The following is a 19,891-nucleotide window of genomic DNA, read 5'->3' as shown; positions in this document are numbered from 1 at the left end:
CGACATGGTACGCTATGCTCGTTGGGGCCTGGTGGCCCTGCTGTTTGGTGCCCAGGTGGCCTGGAGTCAGCCCGAAGTGCCCGTAGAACAGTGGCAGGGAAAAACCATCCTGCTCATCGGAGCCCACCCCGATGACGACTCCTATGCGCACGGGACGCTGGCCCGGCTGGCCGCGCAGGGTAACGAAGTGTATGTGCTGTTGCTGACGATGGGTAACGTGGGCACCAAGGATACCACGCTTTCCCGCACGCAACTGGCCCGGATTCGCAAGCAGGAGGAGATCAATGCGCTGGCTGTGCTCGGGATTCCGGCCGATCACTACATTAACCTGGGCTATGACGATGGACGGCTCGAATATTATGCGACCAACCATCGGGAAGAACTCATTCGACGGGTCGTGTACTACATCCGTAAACTGAAGCCCGATGTGCTGTTCGCATTCGATCCGGGCAAGGGCGAGCAGCGCTGGCACAAGTCGGACCACCGAGCGGCGTCGCTTCTGGCCGTCGATGCGGCACGTGCCGCCGAGTGGCCTCTCCTGTTCGAAAGCCATCTCATCTACGACGGCCTGGAGGCCCACTGGATTCAGGAATACCTCTTTTTCGACAACGAGCCCGAGGACCAGAACGTGTGCGTGGACATCCACGATTACGTCGAACGGAAGGTGCGGGCGGGCACGCAGTATATCAGCCAGTTCAGCTCGGCCTGGTACAAGTACACCGAGACCCTTTCGCCGGAAGCCTTTCAGGAAATGGAGCAGCGCATCCGGCGACGCATCCGCTATCAGGACGGGCGCGCCGTAGAGTGCTTCCGCTACTACCGGGGCATTCCAGATGGAATCGGACGATGACAGGAGCTTGCTGATATGCCTCGCTTTTTCGGTTCTGTAACAGGCTGGTTGTTCTGGTTTGTGCTATTCGCATGGGCCGGAGAACTGGCCCAGGCACAATCCGCAGCGCATCTGACGCTCCACCTGGAGGAGCCGCGGCCTGGCGCACCCGTGCTGGTGGGGTTGCCTTTTCCACGGGGTGCGCTCTACAGCCCGGACCATGTCCGCCTGGAAGATATGGCCGGACGCGAAGTCCCCTCGCAGGTGACCGAGGTCACCACCTGGGAGCCGGCCGACAGCAGCCTCAAGTGGATCTGGGTCTTTTTCTTTGCGGGAAGCGAGGCGCAGTACCGGCTGGTGTACGGGCCGGAAGTCCGACGCACGCTGCTTTTTACGCCGCGTGTGACCGTGGTCAACAATCAGCGGGAAGGAGGCGGGGCCGAAGTGACGACCGGTCCGCTGCGCTTCGTGGTGGCGAAAGGTTCGGGCGGTTTTCTGAAAGAAGTCTGGCTCGACGCCGAGGGCGACGGCTTCGAAGAAGACGATCGGATCGCCACGGGCCCCGAAGGGCGCGGCTCGTTTCTGGATCTGCTCGACGATCTGGGGCCGGACAGCTCCGAGGCGGTCATCCTTCGCATCACGAAGGCACGGGGGACCGGCCCGCTCCATGCCGTGCTGAAGATCGAAGGCGAATACCGCTACCACCGGCCGGACAACAACCCGTCGCCGTTCGTTACCTACCTGCACGCCTATGCCGGGCAGTCCTACGTGCGCCTGCTGCACACGATCACCTATACGGGCAATCCGGACAAACACCGGCGTCTTCCCGGCCAGTATGCGCTGATTGCCACGTCGGCCGACAGCATCCTGGACGAGCAGCAGCTCCGGGGCGATCCGGGCTGGACGCAGCCGGACGACCGGATTGCCGGGGCCGGGCTGGCGCTTGTGCCGCACGTGGGCGAGCCACTGCGCTGCGTGACCGGCTACTTCGAAGGACCCTGGTGGCAACGCGGCCCGGAGCAACTGCAGGAGAGCACGCCCGCCCCGGTGTGCCGTGTGCTGCAGAACGGACCGGACCCTACGCGCATGCCGCCGCTTCCCAACAGCACACCGGACCTGCGCCTGGAAGGATTTACGGCACAGCTCAGCGGTCTGGACCGTTCGGTGGCGCGTGCGGCGGGGTGGCTGGACCTGCGCGGCCCGCGTGGCGGCATCGCCTGGGGCATCCGCTTTTTCTTCGAGGAGTACCCGAAGGCGCTCGAAGGCTCGACAGCGCGCCTGACCGCTTATCTGTGGCCGCCGACGGTCGAACCCATGCAGTTTGCCCGCTGGTCGGCCGAAGAGTTCGATGGGGAGATGCTGGGCAACTTCGCCCAGGGGCTGACCAAGACGACCGAGCTGGTGCTGTTTTTCCATGGCCTCACGGTACCTGCCGATTCCGTGCGGCAGGTGCTTGGCTACGTGCTCGATCCACCCGTGGCGCATGCCGATCCTTCCTGGTATGCCGGAAGTCTGGTGTACGGCCGCTTTGCGCCGGCGTCTGAACGCTTTCCGGAATTCGAACGCGGTCTGACCTATAAGTTCGCCTGGTGGCGCTTCAACCAGCACTGGGAGCCCTGGTACGGCATGTTCGACTTCGGCGACGGCCTGACCTATTACTTCCGGGACGACTGGTTCATGTGGAACAACAACGAGCCGGCCGTGGACTTCATGTGGTGGCTGCATTTTATGCGGACGGGTTCCCGCGCGGCCTATCTGACGGCCGAGGCGGCCAGCCGCCATACGATGGACGTGGACAACGTCCACTGGCCGGCCGATCCGGTCTATCACGGCGAGACGAACAGCGCTCTGGACTACTGGCGCTATCGAAAGCAGCCGAAGGGCACGCCGTACCTGGGCATTGGACGACGTCATGCCCGCCAGCACTGGACGGCGCTGCTCAGCGCGCATGTGTGGCTCCCCGGATGGCTGGCGGCCTATTACCTGGCCGGTTACCATCGAGGGCTGGACGTGGCGCGGCTGACCGGCGAGACCTACCTGAAGCGCATCTGGGGCGAGCACGACCTGCGGGGGCGGCGGCTGTATCTGTCGGTCTGGAACCTGGCCGAACTCTGGGACGCCACCAAAGACCCCCGGTACGAGGCCGAGCTGCGCGATCGCGTGCGGCTCATGCTGCAGCTGCAGGAGGAGCAGGGAGGCAATCTGGTGGTGGATCGCTACGGCTACGCTCAGGTGTACGCCTCGCACGGGCTCTACCGCTACTGGCAGCTGACGGGCGATTCCCGGGTGCGACAGGCGCTCATCCGGCACGCTCGCTACGTGCGCGACGTGCCGCCGCTCAACCACGAGATGGAGTCGTACCTTTCGAGCATTCACAGCCTGCTGGTGGGCTACGAGTTTACCGGCGAGAAAAGCTTTCTGGAGGAAGCCCTGCGGCGGGCCGAGGTGCTCAAGACCGATGCGTTGCCGGAGGATGCGTTTGCGCGCATGACCCAGCGGCAACTGGCCGAGGCGCTCGAAGCGGTCAGCCACCTGCCCGAGAGCACAACCGGGCGGCCGGCCATCTGGAAGATCACCAACGGCCTGCGTGTCTTTGGCTGGACGCATGCCTATAATGTGCCCTGGTTGTTATACTGGCTGGAGCATACCCCGACACAACCATGACACGCAGGCAGCGTCTGGGACTGGTGCTGGGACCGCTGGTTTTTCTGAGTTTCTGGCTGGGGCCGAAACCGGCGGCGCTTTCCCCGGAGGCCTGGCATGCCGGAGCCGTCAGTCTCTGGATGGCCGTCTGGTGGATTACGGAGGCCCTTCCGATTCCGGCCACGGCGCTTTTGCCGATCGTGCTGTTTCCGGTGCTGGGCGTGCGTTCGATTGGCGAAGCGACGGCCCCCTATGCCCATCCCATCATCTTTCTGTTTATGGGAGGATTCCTCCTGGCACAGGCCATGCAGCGCTGGCGGTTGCACCGACGGCTGGCGCTGCACATCATCCGGCGCATTGGAACGCGGCCGGTCCGGCTGGTGCTGGGCTTTCTGCTGGCCGGGGCGTTTCTGAGCCTGTGGGTCAGCAACACGGCCACGGCGCTGATGATGTTGCCGATTGCGCTCTCGGTGCTGGAACTGCTGGAGGAGCGGGTGGCCGGGCAGCCGGCGCTTCGGGCCTTTGAGGCGGCGCTGGTGCTTGGCATTGCCTACGGCTGCAACATCGGCGGCATGGGCACGCTCATCGGGACGCCGCCCAATGCGCTGCTGGCGGGCTTCCTGAGCGAGACCTACGGTTATGAGCTGAGCTTTGCGGCCTGGCTGCCGCTGGGACTGCCGATCGTGGCGATAGGTCTGTTGCTGACCTACCTGTTGCTGATCTTTGTTCTGTTCCCGGAAGGACGGCGGCTTCGGGTCGAAGCCATAGGGCTGATTCAGGCGGAACTGTCGGCACTGGGACCTGTGCAGCCGGCCGAGCGCCGCGTGGCCTGGGTCTTTGCCGTGACGGCGCTGCTGTGGATCGTGCGTCCGCTGCTGAGCCGATGGGTGCCGGGGCTTTCGGATGCGGGCATCGCCATAGGGGCGGCGCTGATGCTGTTTCTGCTACCAGCCGGGCAGGGGCGGCGGTTGCTCGACTGGGAGTCGGCCCGACATCTGCCCTGGGGCATCCTGCTGCTCTTTGGCGGTGGCCTCAGCATGGCCGACGCGATCACCGATACGGGGCTGGCGCGCTGGATCGGCCAGCAGGTGGGTGGGCTGGCCGGATGGCCGCCGCTTTTGATCGTGCTGCTGGCGACCGGCACCATCGTCTTTCTGACCGAAATCACCAGCAATACGGCGGTAGCCGCCGCTTTTCTACCGGTGCTGGCCTCGGCAGCCGTGGGACTGGGGCAAAATCCCCTGCTGCTGGCGATTCCGGCTACGCTGGGCGCCAGCTGTGCGTTCATGTTGCCCGTGGCTACCCCGCCCAACGCCGTGGTGTACAGCACCGGGCGAATTACCATGGCAGAGATGGCGCGTGCAGGCTTCTGGTTGAATCTGTTGTTTATTCTGCTCCTGACTGCTCTGGCTTTCCTCCTGCTCCCGTTCACGCTGGGAGTAGAGGTGGGGCGCCTCCCGACATGGGCTCAACCCTGAATGTTATAACGCAACAACACAGAGAGAATGCTGGTTGAGATTTTTACGGACTACGAGGCATTGAGCGAACGCGCCTACGAGCTCGTCGCCACGCTCATCCGCCGCAAACCCAACTGCGTACTGGGCTTCGCCACCGGCAGCACACCGCTGGGCCTCTACCGCCGCCTCGTCGAAGGCTACCGCCGCGGCCAGCTCGACTTCTCCAAGGTCGTCACCTTCAACCTCGACGAATACGTGGGCCTGCCGCCCTCCCACCCCCAGAGCTATCACTACTTCATGTGGGAAAACCTCTTCAAACACATCAACATCAACCCCTCGAACGTGCACCTTCCCAACGGGATGGTCGACGACGTCGAGGCGCACTGCGACTGGTACGAGGAGCAGATCCGGCGCGCGGGCGGCATCGACCTGCAGATTCTGGGTATCGGTCCCAACGGCCACCTGGCCTTCAACGAGCCGGGCTCGTCGCTGGGCTCACGCACACGCATCAAGACGCTCTCGCGGGCCACGCTTAAGGCCAACGCGCGCTTTTTCGGGAGTGAAGAGGCGGTGCCCCGCCATGCGATCACGATAGGCATCGGAACGATCATGGAGGCACGGCGGCTGTTGCTGCTGGCCAGCGGACGGGCCAAAGCGCGCGCGGTGCGGGCGATGCTCGAAGGGCCGATTTCGGCGATGGTGCCGGCCACGATCGTGCAACTGCACCGCTACGCGCACGTGCTGCTCGACGAAGAGGCGGCCTCGGAGCTGGAGTACAACCACCACGACGGCATCTCGGAACCCTTCGACGTGCACTGAGCCATGCGACAGCGCAGCTACGCCCTGGTGGGCCTGATTCTCTTTACGTTTTTCGTCATTTCGTTTCTGACGAACATCATCGGACCGCTCATTCCCGAGATCATCGACGACTTCGGGCTGAGCCTGACGCTGGCGGCGCTGTTGCCGTTTGCGTTTTTCATCGCCTACGGCGTGTTTTCCATTCCGGCGGGGTTTCTGATCGAGCGCGTGGGTGAAAAGCCTGTGCTGGTGGGGGCTTTCGGCGTGGCCTACCTGGGTGCGCAATTGCTGGCGCTGTTTCCGAACTATCTGGTGGCCGTCGGCTCGCTGTTTCTGATTGGCTCGGGCATGGCCTTTCTGCAGGTGGCGATCAACCCGCTGCTGCGCGTGGCCGGCGGCGAGGAGCACTTTGCCTTCAACTCGACGCTGGGGCAGCTCTGCTTCGGCCTGGCCTCGTTTCTGAGCCCGCTGGTCTATTCGTATCTGGTGCTGAACCTGAGCCGTCCGGAGCCGCCCGAAGCGTTCTGGCTGGCGCTGCTGGATCGGCTGGTGCCGCCCGAGCTGCCCTGGATTTCGCTGTACTGGCTTTTTGCGGTCGTCTCGCTGGGGATGGTAGGTGTGATGGCGCTGGTGCGACTTCCGCGCGTGGAGCGCACGGCCGAAGAACAGGCCGGCACGCTGGCGATCTACCGGGAGCTTTTGCGCAAACCGATCGTCTGGCTGTTTTTCCTGGGCATTTTTGCCTACGTGGGCTCGGAGCAGGGCGTGGCCAACTGGATTTCGGAGTTTCTGGCGCGCTACCACGGCTACGATCCGCAGACAGTCGGCGCACGAGCGGTCTCCTCGTTCTGGGGTTTGATGACGGTCGGGACGCTGTTGGGGCTGGTGCTGCTGAAGTTGCTCGACAGCCGGATCGTGTTGCGGCTTTTCACGCTGGCGGCGCTGGTTTGCCTGACGGCCGCGCTCTTTGGTCCGGGTCCGGTGGCCCGCTGGGCGTTTCCGCTGATCGGATTGTTCGCGTCGGTGATGTGGCCGGTGGTGTTTTCGCTGGCGCTGAACTCGGTGGAGGCGCACCACGGGGCGTTTTCGGGCATTCTGGTGACGGGCATTGCCGGAGGCGCCATCGTGCCTCTGATCATCGGGACGCTGGGCGACCTGCTAGGCTTGCGGGGTGGGCTGTGCTTCCTGTACCTGACGTTCGGCTACATCCTGAGCGTGAGCTTCTGGGCACGCCCGCTCATCCCCAACAAGACGATCTGGCAAAAAGACGAGACGATCCTGTGAAGGCTATCCGGCAAACACATAACCATGTAGCAATGCTTTCCGGAGGTCGGGGAAAGGTGCCTGGACCTTGTTGTAACGAAACGGGTTGAGCGCGACGTGTATGCCGCTGGAGCCTGCACATAGCCGCTATCGGTTCTTTCGCCAGTTTTTCTTGCAGTACTATGCCGAACTGTGTGATTTTGCGCAACGATTTCTGCAGGATCCGGATGAGGTGGAAGATCTGGTACAGGGCGCTTTTGTGCGGGCCTGGGAACGAGAGATCGACTGGGACGACACCGAGCGGGCGCGCCTGTATCTTTATCGATCCGTTCGCAATGCGGCCTTGAATTACCTGGCCCATCAGAAAATGAAACGCCGCCGGTTGGAACAATTCCATGAGCAGGCTGCACGTTGGAGTCCTTCGCCGGAACAGGCCGTTCAGGCCGCAGAACTGACAGCGGCCATTGAACGGGCCCTGGCGCAGCTACCGGAGACACGACGCACCATTTTTCTACTGAGTCGCTATCACGGGCTGTCGTACCGGGAGATCGCAGAGGTGATGGGGATCTCGGTAAAAACCGTTGAGACGCAGATGGGACGTGCGCTCCGGTTTCTCTCGCAGTATCTGCAGCCATTGACCTGAAGCCAGGTCAGGCTGCCCGACCTGATAGCACGGAGGCGCAGACGGTGGGGCTTTGGAGATACGCGCTGAAGATTTCCAGCAGCCGATCAGCTTCGGCGGGGGTGTAGGCGGGGGAGCGGGCAATGTAGAGCAGGTCGAAGGGGCCCTCGGTGTTGCGATAGGTCGGGCCGGGCACTTCGCGGTAGGGTACCGACGGCTCCCAGGCCAGCGGTTCGTCTGGCCAGCGCTGCTGCAACGCTTCGGGGGGACGCGGGCCATACCAGGGAAGCTGAACGCTGCCCTCGCCGCGGGCGTCCAGCTGCACGATGCGTTCGGGAAGGTCCGGGTAGCGCCCCGGATGATAGACGTAGGTCAGACGGCTGATCCAGCGGCAGGCGATGGCAAAGAGCAAATAGTTGCCGGGGCCCAGCCCTTCGCGGCCGCCCACGCGCGGAAAGGCACGTTTGGCCGGCGGCAGACTCAACAGTTCGGTCACCACATAGGGCACGCTTGCATCCCCGAAGCCCAGGTCGGCGTGCGCGTCGATGTGCACCACCTCGAAAGGCGGTTGCAGCAACCCCTCCTGAATGCGCCGCCGCCAGTCGAAAAAGATCTCGTGGTGCTCGTCCACGATCAATCCCGGCAGCGGCCGGTCGCGCCGCAGACCGCAGCGGTTTTCCAGAAAGTTGCGCACCGCTTCGGGCGACCAGGGCCGCAGTTCAGGATCGACCGGTCGCCCGAAACCGGGCCAGAATTGCACCTTGTTGAGAAAGAAGTCCAGGTCGATGTCCAGAATCCGTACCGCCATGGGAATGACTCCGGATGCATCGGCCCTGCAAGCTGCTTAATTTTACGAAAGATACCGACGGGTTTCCAACCATGTTGCAGGGCTTTCGGAATCTCCGGCGCAGGATTTTGCGTTTCGTTACACCGAACCTGAAAATAAAGGGCCGAGCATAAGCCATGCGCTACGATCTGATCGGCAAACGCGTGCGGGTGCATCTGTACACGCGCGAAGGCTGGCTGCTGGGGAGCATCGAAGGCCGCGTGGCCGACGTGGCGGCCGACGTGCCGGTCGGGAAGGACGCCTACGGCAACGAGATCAAGAAGGACCTGGCCTACGTGGTGGACATCACCACGGGCGACCCGAACGTGCCCTATCGGAACAGCGCCGGGGAGGAAAACGAAGGCTGGTTTGCCATTCAGGACCTGGAGGTGATCGAGGAGGACAAACCCAAACTGTTTGTGAACTGAAACCAGCGTAATTCAGGACACAACCGGGCGCCTGAGCGGATGCCCGTTTTTTTGTTTCAAGCAGGCTCGGCCGCAAGGAATCCGCTTCGCTGCAGACCGGCCCATACCTCTTCGGGCGAGGCGGGGATCTTGTGGCAGGCGTTCAGCACATCCTCGGCCCGTGCCGCGTAGAACCCGTCCCGTTCCGCGCAGAGGCCGGCCACGTCGAACGGCTCCAGTGCCGCCCGCACGTCGGCATCGTCGGGCTCCTGCCCCCGCTCGATGGCCGTCAGCAGCCGATCCTGCACCCGGCAGAAGCCGGCGTGGTCGGTGAGAAGAAACCCCGGAATGCCGGTTTCTTTTTCGAGCCGGATGCGCGTTTCGCGGAAGCTGGCCGCCGCGAAATACAGCTTGGAGAGCAGCGTGAATCGGTCCGGGCGGTCCAGCACGCGCCATAGCGCGCCCAGCAGACGGGCCGTCTGGTCGAGTTCGTGCAGCGTCTGCCGCCGATAGTCCTGCAGGGCGTCGGCGGGTGGCATGGCCCGGTATCGGGTGAGCAGTTCGGCCAGGCGCCACACGCCCAGCAATGTCAGCGGATTGCCGGTGGAAAGCAGCGGATCGAGGATGCCCGCACCACTCGGAAGCATGGCCCAGCCCGGCCCGGCCAGCTCTCGAAAAAACAGCGGCCGTTCGGGCACCATGCGCAGTGGATAGAGCGGGGTGGCACGGGCGAACAGGGCCCGGAGCGAAGGGTAGCGGGCGAGCACGTGCCGCCAGCAGGTGTCGGGATCATGGGCGGGCAGGCGATCGGCCTGGAGCGAAAGGCCGGCGCTGGTGATCCCATGGTCGAAGTGCAGCACCCAGGCCCAGCCTTCTTCGAACAGGTGGTGGACGGCCGCATCGTCGGGCCGATAGGGCCAGCGATCCCGCCGGTCGTCGAGCCAGACGTCGGCGCGGGCCATGTTGCGGAAATGGGCGAAAATGGCCACGCGCTCCGGAAGGTAGGGATGAGGCTCAGGGCGATGGCCCAGGCGCCGGGCCAGCCAGGCGGCCGGACCGGTGGCGTCCACCACGAAGCGGGCGTCCAGCGTGTACGGGCCGCCGGGTGTTTCGAGGCGGAGACGCACGCCGGAAGCCTCCACTTCGGCCGCCACGGGTACGGCGGGCTCCAGGTAATGGACGCCGGCGCGGAGCGCCAGCGCCGTCAGGTGGGCGTCGAAGGCGGGCCGGTACCAGTGCGTGTCGGCGATGGCGTCGTGTGGTGAGGCGGCCACCAGCAGGTAGGCAGGGTGGTCGCCCAGCTGCGGCGTCCAGGTGCGTCCGGGCCGGTGCCAGAAGAACGTGAAGCCACGCTTTTTGCCCACCGGCAATTCGGGATGCTTGGCTTTCCAGCGGCCGTATTTGGTAAGCGGTAGCAGTTCGGGCAGATCGAATGCCTGCGCGATCTGCTCCAGGTACAGGTTCGCCAGCGGCGTCGAGGATTCACCGATGGCAAAGCGCGGGCGACCTTTTTCAATTAGCGCTACCGAAAGGCCACGGCGGCGCAGGAGCAGCGCCAGCAGCGCGCCACCGAAGCCGGCGCCCAGGATGGCCACATCGCAGCGGTCGTTCATGGCGCGGTGCAGTTCGGACAGCGGACGGCAGCTTCCCAGGTCTGCGTCCGATTCATGCGTTCGAAGCGTTCCTGCTGGAGCCGGGCGCAGTCCGGGCACGGATAAAAGCGCGCCAGGTCCCAGGTATCCAGCAGCCGCACCGGAGCCGGTTGCGCAAACAGAAAGGCGGCGGCCGCTTCGATGTCCTCGGGCGAGGGGGGCGTAAAGCGTCCGGCCTCCTGGAGCCGCTCCATGATGCCGTTGCCCGTGCGGGTCGGGATGAGCACGATGGTCTGGATGTCCCGGTCCACGGCCCATTGCACGGTGCGGCAGGTCCAGTCGAGGGCGGCTGCGTCCGGTAGAAACGGCGGCCGGAGCAGGATGAACGCCCGGATGAGCAGCGCGTGCTCGTGCAGCCAGGCCACGGCGCGCTCCAGGTCGGCCACGGTCAGGCGTTTGTTGAGCGCATCGAGCACGCCCGGATGAACGCACTCGACACCGATGGCCACCTCGAGCCGGCCGTCGAGCAGGTCCCGGAACTGGAGCGTCCGACGGCCCAGCAGGGCCGGATGCGACTCGACGATCACGCGCCGATAGCCGCGCAGCCGTTCGGCAATGCCCCGGTAGGCCGCCGGCGGAATCGCCAGTCGATCGAAGAAGCTTCCGCTGTTGTAGAGCTTGACGGCGTCGGCTTCGGGCAGACGCTCCAGGGCGTGGTCGAGCTGGCGCAGGATCTGGTCGGCCGTGACCGGCGCCGTGGTGGTGTGGCGCCACAGGTCGCACATGGTGCACGTCCACGGGCATTCCCGGTTGGTCAGAAAAACCACGTTGACGCGCTCCAGGCGGCCGTCGGGCGCCCGCTCCTGTTCGTGGTGGAAGCCGTAGGGACGCTCCGGATCGACCGGGGCTCGGGGCGGCCGTAGCCGTCGGATCAACCGCGTGCGGGCCAGCGGCGAGAGCGTTTCCCAGCGCGTCAGTTCGTTCATGATACGAACAGGTCCTCCACCATGCGCCGGAGCTGGCGCTCGGGCGGAATCAGTTCGCGCAGGCGCGCTTCGGGCAGGGCACCATGTTGGAAGCGGCGCTTCTCGAACACGGGCATCTCGAAGCCGGTGACGGCTCGGACGCCGTGATAGACCACCTCGCCTTTGAGCCGATAGAGCCTTTCCTTGTCGTAGCCGGTCAGCTCGGCAAAGGGAATCTTTTCGGCCACTTCGATCACGTTCGGGCGCGTGTAGGGGCTGAAGCCCTCAAAGCCGAAGTGCCGGTTGATGGCGAAGGTGCGCGTGTAGGCGCGGCTGAGGCCGCCCGTGTAGGTGATCGAGTGCTTGAATTTGTCCACGCCCCAGCCCTCGTGGTAGAGCAGATGATTGTTGATGATGCTGTAGACGGTCAGCTCCGGATTGTGCTCGATGGGATAATCGCGGAGGTTTTCGTCGCCGCCCTCGCCGTCGAGCAGGTACTTCCAGTTCGGGTAGCGCCGGCGCAGGGCGCGGGCCAGCGCATAGTGCATGGCGGCCGACTCGATGTCGAGCGGCTTGTAGTCTTCGACGATGCGCACCACCTCCCGGATGTCAATCAGCTCCGGACCCGCCTCTACCGGCTCCCAGAACAGCTCCAGTCCGAGTTGTTGCAGAAACGCAAAGGCCTGATTGCGGTCGGGGCCGTCACCCAGGTCCAGCGTGAAGGCCTTGAGTCGGCCGGGATTCATGCCCAGCTCCAGCAGCGTATGGTAGGTGACCAGGAAGACCGAACCGCTATCGATACCGCCCGAAAACGTCACGCCGATGGGCTCGTCTTCGGGAATGCTCAGCAACCAGCGCCGGATTTCCTCCTGGAGCGCGCCGATGTAGTAGCGTCCGATGGTGGGAATGTCGGGGGGCAGCGTTTCGGTGGGGATTTCGAAGAAGCGCGTGTAGGCAGGCGCCGGATCCGGGCAGCCGATCAGTTCCAGCGTGACCACGTAGTGGGCGGGCACCATGCGCGTGTAGCTCGGATGAAACTGATCGGCAAAACCGACCGATTGCAGCCAGCGGTGAATTTCCTCAATGCGATGGGCCACGACCAGCGCGGGGCCGTCCTCACGCTTGGCCAGAAAGTAGCGCATGGGACGGTCCATCGAGCGGGCCAGGCGTACCGTCTTGCCGTCGCGGGCCACCAGTGCGAACGAGCCTTCGATGGCCCGCACCGCCTTCGGGTCGCCCGAGCGCACACGTGCGCGGGCCTCCTCGACACTCATGTTCAGAATGTGATTCAGCGCCGGATCGGTCAGATCGATCACGTCTTCGATGTACCGGGGACGAATCATCGTCGGAGAGGGTTGTTGGTCGGTGGAAAAAGGAGCAACTTCGTCGAAATGGTACAACCTTCCCGCCCGAAACGCAAGCCCAGGCCATGACTCCGGTGCCACTCGTGCCTTTATTGTGCCGTCCATGAAAAGGGATGTTTTTCGGGCTTGCGGGTTAACCGGTGTCTTTGTAGGCTATGCTCGTCAAACCATTTGATCAAACGCTGACCGGTCATGAAGCATCTTGTTACGACGCTGCTCTTCGGGCTGGTTTTTGCCGCGGCCGTGCGGGCGCAATCGTCCCGCGTGGATTCGTTGCTGGCGGCCATGACGCTGGCCGAAAAAATCTCGTTGCTGCACGGGGCGATCGACCCGACCGGCGAGGCGGGCGCCGGGTATGTGCCCGGTGTGCCTCGCCTGGGCATTCCTGCGATGCGGCTGACCGACGGCCCGGCCGGCATTCGCACACGCCATCCGGCCACGGCGCTTCCGGCCCCGGTCGCGCTGGCTGCTTCGTTCGATCCCGAGCTGGCCTATCGCTACGGCCACGTGATGGGCATCGAAGGCCGGGCACGCCGGCATGAGGTGCTGCTTTCCCCCATGGTCAACATCGTGCGCGTGCCCGAGGCGGGCCGCAATTTCGAGACGTTCAGCGAAGACCCGCTGCTTTCGGCCGAGATGGTGGCCGCCGAGGTGCGGGGGATCCAGGACGCCGGCATGATGGCCACGGTCAAGCACTACGTGGCCAACAACTTTGAAAACGATCGAATGCGGGTGAACGTGGTGGTGGACGAGCGCACGCTCAGGGAAATCTACCTGCCGGGCTTCGAGGCGGCCATCAAAGCAGGCGCGGCGGCCGTCATGTGCGCCTACAACCGGGTGAACGGCCCCTACGTCTGCGACAATGAAATGCTGCTCACGGACATCCTGCGCGACGAGTGGGGCTTCGAGGGCTGGGTAATGACGGACTGGTTCGCCGGGCACAGCCTGGAATCGCTCGTGCGCGGGCTGGATCAGGAAATGCCGGGCTACACGATTCCGTTCAGCTTGCTCGACATGCCGCTGGCACCGGCCGTCTTCGCCGATTCACTCCTGGCAGCCGTCGAGTCCGGGCGGATCGACGAGGCCTATGTGGACCGGGCGGTGCGGCGCATTCTGGTGCAGATGGAGCAGTTCGGGTTGCTGGATGGCGAATCGACTCCGCCGGAGATCGACATCGAAGCGCATGCGGCCGTCGCGCGCGAGGTGGCCGAAGCCGGAGCCGTGCTGCTCCGCAACGAAAACCAGACGCTGCCGCTGAGCGAACGTGATCTGCAGCACCTGGTCGTGATCGGCCCCACGGCTACGCGGCCGCTTATCGGCGGTGGAGGGAGCTCCCGCGTGCGGCCTTTCCGCACCACGTCCACGCTGGCGGCGCTGCAGGAACTGGCCGGACCACAGGCCCAAATTCGCTACGTGCCGGGCATCGACCTCGACGGTGTGCCGGTGCCCACCTCGGCCCTCCGGACGCCCGACGGACAGCCGGGACTCCTCCGCCAGGGCGCCGACGGCGCAACGCAGGTCGATTCCCTGATCGACTTTACCGGCGAGCGGGCGCTGCCGGCCGGATCGCAGTGGACCTGGACCGGCACGCTGACGGCACCGACCGCCGGTGTCTATGAACTCAAACTGCAGACGGCCGGGGGCGTCGGCACGCTGTCGATCGACGGCCAGCCGGTGTTGCGTACGGGCATGTTCTTCAGCGATGCCAGCCTGATCCCGACGGCCGACAGCCTGGAAAACGCCACCTATCGGATCGAACTGCAGGCCGGGCAGCAGCTCTCGCTGACGGTGCAGATCTCGGGCCAGGTGCCGTCGCTGCCGTTCCTGCCGGCCGGACAGAATCCGGTGCAGGTGCGGCTGGCCTGGGTGACGCCAGAGCGGCGGGCGGCTTTTCTGGAGGAAGCGGCAGAGGCCGCCCGCGCGGCGCACGCGGCGATCGTGTTCGTCTATGAGGAAGGGACCGAAGGGCGTGACCGGGAGACGCTGGCGCTGCACCCGGACCAGGACGCGCTGGTCGAGGCCGTGGCAGCGGCCAATCCGCGAACGACGGTGGTGATGAACGTAGGGGCGCCCACGCTGATGCCCTGGGCCGAGCGCGTTGGTGCGATCCTGCTGATGTGGTATCCGGGCCAGGAAGGCGGATGGGCCACGGCCGACGTGCTGCTCGGCCGCGCCAATCCGGCAGGACGGTTGCCCGTCACGTTCCCGCGTCGCGCCGAAGATGCGCCGACGGCTTCGCCGGAGCGCTACCCGGGCGTGGATCTGACGGCGCGCTACGATGAGGGCATCTTCGTAGGGTACCGCTGGTACGACGCGCAGCAGATCGAACCGCTATTCCCCTTCGGCCACGGACTTTCCTACACGACCTTCGCCTACGAGAACCTGCGCGTCGAGCCCGACGGCGACGGCTTCGTCGTGCGCTTCGTGGTGCGCAACACGGGTGATCGGGCCGGTAGCGACGTGCCGCAGGTTTATCTGGGGCCGCCGGAAAATCCCCCCGTGCCCATGGCCGTGCGCCAGTTGGTGGGCTTCCGGCGCGTGACGCTCGCGCCCGGCGAGGCGCAGGAAGTGGCCGTGCGCATCGACGGCCGCGCGCTTTCGTACTGGTCGGTCGAAGACCATGCCTGGGTGAAGGCCATCGGGCGCCGGCCGCTTTACGTGGGCGCTTCCTCCCGCGACCTGCGGTTGCAGACGGAAATCGACGTGCAGTAGGACGAAATCCGAAAAAGAAAAAGGCGACGCGTCGAAATTGCGCGTCGCCTTTTTCTTTTCAGGCTGCCCGGGGAGGACTCGAACCTCCAACCCCCTGATCCAGAGTCAGGTGCTCTGCCAGTTAAGCTACCGGGCAGTAGCAAAGCACTGCCATACAATGCAATGGCGGGGGATCAGGTTCCGACGCGATGGGCCACCTTCATACAGTTTTGGCCGAGTCTGTCTCGTAACGAATCGGTTGCCGGAAAGGAGGAACCTTGAACCCGGGGTGTCGTGTGCAGCGCCGCGCGGGATAAACCGAGCGGGCCATGGATGCCACGCTGTGGACGTTGCTTACGTTGCTGGCGCTGGCCACGGTGCTGGCGCTGGTCCGGACTCGGCGGCGCGATCGCTGCCTGCGCGACTTCGACGGCTTTACCGTGACGCTGGCCGAGCAGGGCGGCGATCTGGTGTGGGGACGGGTCTGCGTCTATCCCACCGGCATCGAGATCGAATACGAGACGCCCGTCGTAGCACCGGCCGGCCATCTGGAACGCTCCTTCATCTTCTACCGGGATCAATTTGAGGCGATGGAGGCGCTCTACCGGTATGCCGAAGGGCTGACGCCCGAGGCGCAGCGGCGCCGGGAGGCCATCATCGCCCGAACCGTCAATCCCGGCCTCTGGCGGCGCATCGGACGCCAGCTGCGCAACTGGATGGGCATGGTGCGCGATGCGTTGCTGGAAGGAATTGGCCTGATCATCGGCGCGGTCAGGGCGCGGCGTCCCGGCGCGGCCGTCCTGAGCGGCTCGCCGGAGGCGCAGGTGCGGGCACTCTCCAGCGAGGTGATCGGACAGGTGGGCAATGCGTTCGATCCGCTGCTGGAAGCCCACCTGTTCCGCCAGGTGGTGGTCGAAGTCAACCGACAGGGACGCACGGTCAGCTACTGTGGCTGGTTGAAGGACTACACCAGCCAGTTTCTGGAGATCGTCGATGCCTACGCGCAGCCTTACGATGCCGCCCCGCTGCCGCTGGCGCCCTACCGACCGGGCGAGGCGCGCCTCGACGGTCTGCAGATCCGGCTCGAAGGTCGTCGGCTGAGCGTGCACCACGAAGGCCGCCAGATGCTTTTTGTGCAGAAGATCGAGGCGGGCGACTGGCAGCAGCCGATGGGCTGTGTGATTCCGCCGGGCTTCACGGCCGATCTGCTCCTGCCCCCCGAAATCGATCCGACGCAGGTGCGCGTGTGGCTCTGCAGCGTCGAGCGCGTGGACATGGTGATTCCGCGCAGCCATGCCATCGTGCGCCATGCTGCCGACGGCTCCGACGCCTACCTGCCGGCATTGGCTCGCAGCGTAATGGCCCGGTTGCAGGCCGATCGCAAACCGGAATCGTCCGAAATCACCACCGCACCGACGTCGTGACGCAGATCCTCAAAGTGTTCTACGAGGAGCCGGCCGCGCTGGAACCGGACGCGTTCGTCTGGCCGGCGCCGCCCGACACCCCCCGCTACTATCGCCTTTATCTGGCCGGAACGGATCTGGATACGCTGCGCATCGGGCTGACGGCCCTGCGCCCGGAAGCCTTTCTCCCGGCGCTCCTTTCGCTATTGCAGCGCTGGCCGCATTGGTGGCAGGTGACCCCGTCGGGATCGGTACGGCCGCTTGCGGCCGAGACGCTGTCGACGGTGCTCGAGGCGCCCGCCGAAACGGCGGCGCTGGTAGGCGTTACCTCGGAGCTGTTGCCGGTCGATCCGGCGCCGCTGGCCACGGCGGACGATCAGGGCCGGCTTCCACTCCTGCGCCGCCTGCTGGAGGCCGGCTGTCTGGTGGCACTGCGCGAGCCGGCCCATCACGGGTACGACTGGCACCTGTTTGCCCCGGAGCCGCTGCTGGAGCGACTGGAGGCGGCATTGCGGGCGCATCCTGTGCCGGGCGTGCGGCGTTTCCTGGTGCCGTATCAGAAGGCGCGCACCGAAGAACGTTTCTATTTCGAACAATGGATGCTGGATGGGCCCTCGCGGCCGGACTACATCCGGGAGATCTGACGGCACACACCGAGGCCGAGCGCTTCATGGTGCGCTGCCTGGAGCTGGCCTTTCGTGGCGCCGGCCGCGTCAGCCCGAATCCCATGGTGGGGGCCGTGCTGGTGGATCCCGACGGGCAGGTGCTGGCCGAAGGCTGGCATGACCGTTACGGGGGACCGCATGCCGAGCGGGTGGCCATCGAGGAAGCGTTGCGGTGCCACGGTCCCGAAGCACTGCGCCGGGCCACGCTGTACGTGAATCTGGAGCCCTGCGCCCATTACGGCAAAACGCCACCCTGCGCCGATTTTATCATCACGCACGGGATTCCCCGCGTGGTCGTGGGCATGGTCGATCCGTTTCCGCAGGTGGCCGGACAGGGCATTGCCCGGCTGCGGGCGCACGGGGTACAGGTGGAAGTGGGTGTGCTGGAGGCGGCCTGCCGTCGGTTCAACGAGGCGTTCGTGCACCATGTGGAGACCGGGCGGCCGCTGGTCACGCTCAAGATGGCACAGACGCTCGACGGCTTTGTCGCCACACGTACGGGTCAGTCGCGCTGGATCTCGGGGGAACGGGCACGGAAGCTGGTGCATCGCTGGCGGGCCGTGCTCGACGGCGTGCTGGTGGGCAGTGGTACGGCGGCCGCCGACGATCCGGCGCTGACCGTGCGGCACGTCGAAGGACGCCAGCCGGTGCGGATCGTGCTGGACCGGACCGGCGGTCTGCCGCCGACGCTTCGGCTCTTTACCGACGAACAGGCGGCCCGCACGCTGGCCATCGTCGGACCCGGCGCGCGACCGGCCTATGCCGCTTCGCTGCTGCAAGCAGGCGGCCGCGTCTGGACGCTCCCGCTTCGGGATGGGCACCTCGATCTGGAGGCCCTGCTGGAGCGACTGGGGCGCGAAGGCGGACCCGACGGCCGCCCCCTGCAATCCCTGCTTGTCGAGGCCGGTCCCCGTCTGGCCACGGCGCTGTTCCGGCAGGGGCTGGTCGATCGCTTTTTCCTGTTCATCGCGCCGCGTCTTTTTGGAGAGGGCGTGCCGCTGTTGAACGATCTGGGCGTGCGCGCGGTGGACGAAGGACCGCGCTTCGAGACGCACCGATGGGTGGAGGTCGGCGAAGACCTGCTGTTTCTGGGCTATAGCCGCGCGGGCTGATGCTCAGGAGGCCGTGGTGGTCTGGTGATTGAAGGCCTGCACCAGCCGCCGACGCAGCGCGGCAAGGTCCACGTGCGGCGTATGCGGTGGAAACAGCTCGGTCAGTACCGGAATGCCGTGCTGCTCGTAGGCGAAGCGTCGCGTGGCCGGAATCGACGTGTCGGCGATCAGTCCCAGCAGACGGGGGGAGGAAGCCGGAGAGGACTCGGCATCGCCAATCACGACGGCTTCGTAACCCATCGCCCAGAGCACCACGCGCAGCAGGTCAACCATCTGCGGATCGCGCAGATGCAGGTGGACCGTTCCGCGCGAGCGGGCCGGAAGCGTGGGGAGTGCCTCCCGATGGGAAGGTCCTTCCAGAATGGCTTCGGTTTGTTCCAGCTCGGAAATGAGCTGTCGGACAAGCTCCTGCAGGCGATCGAACGTGAGGCGGCGATGTGGCGGGAGGGGACCGGTTCGAAGGGTGGTAAAGGCATTGCCGCTGTCGCCCAGTCCCAGCCGTTTGATCAGTTCGTTGGCGTCGTAGACGAGTTCGGCAATGGTGCCGCTGGCGGGCGGCTCGTCGGCATGGTGTTCGGCAACGGCCTGCGCCAGCGCTTCGGGCAGGTTCCAGTGCTGGCACAGCGCATAGCCGGCGGCGGCGTGGTCCACTTCAAACAGTTCGCGTTCCAGCAGGTAGAGCGGATCGGAACTCTGGCGGGCGGCCAGCAGCGTCTGTGCGTACACGACCCCGTGGTGGGAAAGCAGCACCAGTTTGCCGATGTCGTGCAACAGACCCGCCACGAAGGCGCCTTCGGTGTCGGCCAGCTTGAGCTGGCGGGCCAGCTCGCGGGCCATCAAGGCTACGCTCAGGCTGTGCCGCCAGAAGGCGGCCGGATCACCGGGCCACTGCTTGAGCAGGTTGCGCTTCAGGTTGAGCACCGAAACGCCCAGCGCCAGGTTGATTACCACTTCGTGGCCCAGTAGCACGACGGCCTGCCGCACCGTCTGCACGCGCCGCGAAACGCCATAGAAGGCCGAGTTGGCCGCCCGAAGAATGCGAGCGGTCAGCGCCGGATCCGACTCGATGACCTGCGATACTTTCCGAAAATCTACCTCCGGCTCCCGCGACATGGCCAGCAGGCGTTCGACGGCGGCCGGTAGCGGTGGCAACGAACGGACACTTTCGTAGATGTATTCAGGAATCGCGTTCGACATCGTGCACGATAAACTGATCTATCCGGCAGGTAAACACGCACCCGAAACTTCCCCGAC

At 65.2% G+C, this 19,891-nt stretch carries 16 protein-coding genes and 1 tRNA gene; 11 read left to right on the top strand and 6 right to left on the bottom strand.

Annotated features, from left to right (window positions below):
- Positions 1 to 4: 4 nt before the first annotated feature.
- The 6 genes from GYH26_RS11335 (at position 5) to GYH26_RS11310 (ending at position 7,633) form a co-directional block, all read left to right on the top strand.
- Entirely contained in the window at positions 5 to 850 is an 846-nt protein-coding gene (locus GYH26_RS11335; RefSeq protein WP_161541744.1) for a PIG-L deacetylase family protein, read from the top strand.
- A gap of 60 nt (positions 851 to 910) precedes the next feature.
- On the top strand, positions 911 to 3,493 hold the full coding sequence (locus tag GYH26_RS11330; protein ID WP_242006398.1) for a hypothetical protein: 2,583 nt from the start codon (positions 911 to 913) through the stop codon (positions 3,491 to 3,493).
- Positions 3,490 to 4,950, top strand: a complete 1,461-nt coding sequence (locus GYH26_RS11325; protein ID WP_161541742.1) for an SLC13 family permease — start codon at positions 3,490 to 3,492, stop codon at positions 4,948 to 4,950. Before GYH26_RS11330 ends, GYH26_RS11325 begins: the two co-directional genes overlap by 4 nt.
- Positions 4,951 to 4,977: 27 nt before the next feature.
- Complete coding sequence (gene nagB, locus GYH26_RS11320; protein ID WP_161541741.1) at positions 4,978 to 5,748, top strand: glucosamine-6-phosphate deaminase; 771 nt, start codon at positions 4,978 to 4,980, stop codon at positions 5,746 to 5,748.
- A 3-nt stretch (positions 5,749 to 5,751) separates the two neighbouring features.
- Positions 5,752 to 7,011 carry an MFS transporter gene (locus GYH26_RS11315; protein WP_161541740.1) on the top strand — a complete coding sequence of 420 codons (1,260 nt, stop codon included), beginning with the start codon at positions 5,752 to 5,754 and terminating at the stop codon, positions 7,009 to 7,011.
- 100 nt (positions 7,012 to 7,111) lie between these two features.
- Positions 7,112 to 7,633 carry an RNA polymerase sigma-70 factor gene (locus GYH26_RS11310; protein WP_161541739.1) on the top strand — a complete coding sequence of 174 codons (522 nt, stop codon included), beginning with the start codon at positions 7,112 to 7,114 and terminating at the stop codon, positions 7,631 to 7,633.
- Positions 7,634 to 7,640: 7 nt separating this feature from the next.
- On the opposite strand, the gene GYH26_RS11305 is transcribed toward GYH26_RS11310, so the two are convergent.
- The gene (locus GYH26_RS11305; RefSeq protein ID WP_161541738.1) at positions 7,641 to 8,420 is read right to left on the bottom strand and encodes a UPF0489 family protein; all 780 of its coding nucleotides are present in this window, start codon (positions 8,418 to 8,420) and stop codon (positions 7,641 to 7,643) included.
- Between the two features lie 155 nt (positions 8,421 to 8,575).
- Between GYH26_RS11305 and GYH26_RS11300 the strand changes: the two genes are divergently transcribed.
- On the top strand, positions 8,576 to 8,866 hold the full coding sequence (locus tag GYH26_RS11300; protein ID WP_161541737.1) for a hypothetical protein: 291 nt from the start codon (positions 8,576 to 8,578) through the stop codon (positions 8,864 to 8,866).
- A gap of 56 nt (positions 8,867 to 8,922) precedes the next feature.
- Here GYH26_RS11300 and GYH26_RS11295 read toward each other — a convergent pair whose 3' ends face one another.
- The 3 genes from GYH26_RS11295 to GYH26_RS11285 are packed head-to-tail and all read right to left on the bottom strand — an operon-like array spanning position 8,923 to position 12,745.
- A complete protein-coding gene (locus tag GYH26_RS11295; RefSeq protein ID WP_161541736.1) occupies positions 8,923 to 10,458 on the bottom strand; it encodes an NAD(P)/FAD-dependent oxidoreductase in 1,536 nt (511 codons plus the stop codon).
- Positions 10,455 to 11,423 (bottom strand): radical SAM protein, encoded by a 969-nt coding sequence (locus GYH26_RS11290; protein WP_161541735.1) that lies wholly within the window; start codon positions 11,421 to 11,423, stop codon positions 10,455 to 10,457. The genes GYH26_RS11295 and GYH26_RS11290 overlap by 4 nt, the downstream gene beginning before the upstream one ends.
- On the bottom strand, positions 11,420 to 12,745 hold the full coding sequence (locus GYH26_RS11285) for an asparagine synthase-related protein (RefSeq protein ID WP_161541734.1): 1,326 nt from the start codon (positions 12,743 to 12,745) through the stop codon (positions 11,420 to 11,422). The genes GYH26_RS11290 and GYH26_RS11285 overlap by 4 nt, the downstream gene beginning before the upstream one ends.
- Before the next feature lie 213 nt (positions 12,746 to 12,958).
- Between GYH26_RS11285 and GYH26_RS11280 the strand changes: the two genes are divergently transcribed.
- Entirely contained in the window at positions 12,959 to 15,478 is a 2,520-nt protein-coding gene (locus tag GYH26_RS11280; protein WP_161541733.1) for a glycoside hydrolase family 3 protein, read from the top strand.
- A gap of 63 nt (positions 15,479 to 15,541) precedes the next feature.
- Here GYH26_RS11280 and GYH26_RS11275 read toward each other — a convergent pair.
- A tRNA-Gln gene (locus tag GYH26_RS11275) sits at positions 15,542 to 15,614 on the bottom strand.
- A 172-nt stretch (positions 15,615 to 15,786) separates the two neighbouring features.
- On the opposite strand from GYH26_RS11275, the gene GYH26_RS11270 reads away from it, so the two are divergent.
- Genes GYH26_RS11270 through ribD form a run of 3 tightly spaced genes read left to right on the top strand, consistent with a single transcriptional unit; the run spans position 15,787 to position 18,637 of the window.
- Positions 15,787 to 16,881 carry a hypothetical protein gene (locus GYH26_RS11270; RefSeq protein WP_161541732.1) on the top strand — a complete coding sequence of 365 codons (1,095 nt, stop codon included), beginning with the start codon at positions 15,787 to 15,789 and terminating at the stop codon, positions 16,879 to 16,881.
- On the top strand, positions 16,878 to 17,504 hold the full coding sequence (locus tag GYH26_RS11265; protein WP_161541731.1) for a hypothetical protein: 627 nt from the start codon (positions 16,878 to 16,880) through the stop codon (positions 17,502 to 17,504). Before GYH26_RS11270 ends, GYH26_RS11265 begins: the two co-directional genes overlap by 4 nt.
- Entirely contained in the window at positions 17,456 to 18,637 is a 1,182-nt protein-coding gene (gene ribD / locus GYH26_RS11260; protein WP_242006396.1) for a bifunctional diaminohydroxyphosphoribosylaminopyrimidine deaminase/5-amino-6-(5-phosphoribosylamino)uracil reductase RibD, read from the top strand. The genes GYH26_RS11265 and ribD overlap by 49 nt, the downstream gene beginning before the upstream one ends.
- Before the next feature lie 3 nt (positions 18,638 to 18,640).
- On the opposite strand, the gene GYH26_RS11255 is transcribed toward ribD, so the two are convergent.
- A complete protein-coding gene (locus tag GYH26_RS11255; protein WP_161541730.1) occupies positions 18,641 to 19,834 on the bottom strand; it encodes an HDOD domain-containing protein in 1,194 nt (397 codons plus the stop codon).
- Between the last annotated feature and the right edge of the window lie 57 nt (positions 19,835 to 19,891).

Source organism: Rhodothermus marinus (genome assembly GCF_009936275.1).
GTDB classification, from domain to species: Bacteria; Bacteroidota; Rhodothermia; order Rhodothermales; family Rhodothermaceae; genus Rhodothermus; species Rhodothermus marinus_A.
The sequence above is the reverse complement of the archived record's forward strand: the minus strand, read 5'-3'. Positions and strand labels throughout refer to the sequence as shown.

What these genes read in the sequence shown, in the direction of transcription:
- GYH26_RS11255 (WP_161541730.1), bottom strand. Translation starts at nt 19,834, where the DNA reads ATGTCGAACGCGATTCCTGAATACATCTACGAAAGTGTCCGTTCGTTG.
- GYH26_RS11295 (WP_161541736.1), bottom strand. Translation starts at nt 10,458, where the DNA reads ATGAACGACCGCTGCGATGTGGCCATCCTGGGCGCCGGCTTCGGTGGC.
- GYH26_RS11285 (WP_161541734.1), bottom strand. Translation starts at nt 12,745, where the DNA reads ATGATTCGTCCCCGGTACATCGAAGACGTGATCGATCTGACCGATCCG.
- GYH26_RS11335 (WP_161541744.1), top strand. Translation starts at nt 5, where the DNA reads ATGGTACGCTATGCTCGTTGGGGCCTGGTGGCCCTGCTGTTTGGTGCC.
- GYH26_RS11315 (WP_161541740.1), top strand. Translation starts at nt 5,752, where the DNA reads ATGCGACAGCGCAGCTACGCCCTGGTGGGCCTGATTCTCTTTACGTTT.
- GYH26_RS11270 (WP_161541732.1), top strand. Translation starts at nt 15,787, where the DNA reads ATGGATGCCACGCTGTGGACGTTGCTTACGTTGCTGGCGCTGGCCACG.
- GYH26_RS11300 (WP_161541737.1), top strand. Translation starts at nt 8,576, where the DNA reads ATGCGCTACGATCTGATCGGCAAACGCGTGCGGGTGCATCTGTACACG.
- GYH26_RS11280 (WP_161541733.1), top strand. Translation starts at nt 12,959, where the DNA reads ATGAAGCATCTTGTTACGACGCTGCTCTTCGGGCTGGTTTTTGCCGCG.
- GYH26_RS11305 (WP_161541738.1), bottom strand. Translation starts at nt 8,420, where the DNA reads ATGGCGGTACGGATTCTGGACATCGACCTGGACTTCTTTCTCAACAAG.
- GYH26_RS11325 (WP_161541742.1), top strand. Translation starts at nt 3,490, where the DNA reads ATGACACGCAGGCAGCGTCTGGGACTGGTGCTGGGACCGCTGGTTTTT.
- ribD (WP_242006396.1), top strand. Translation starts at nt 17,456, where the DNA reads ATGGATGCTGGATGGGCCCTCGCGGCCGGACTACATCCGGGAGATCTG.
- nagB (WP_161541741.1), top strand. Translation starts at nt 4,978, where the DNA reads ATGCTGGTTGAGATTTTTACGGACTACGAGGCATTGAGCGAACGCGCC.
- GYH26_RS11310 (WP_161541739.1), top strand. Translation starts at nt 7,112, where the DNA reads ATGCCGCTGGAGCCTGCACATAGCCGCTATCGGTTCTTTCGCCAGTTT.
- GYH26_RS11290 (WP_161541735.1), bottom strand. Translation starts at nt 11,423, where the DNA reads ATGAACGAACTGACGCGCTGGGAAACGCTCTCGCCGCTGGCCCGCACG.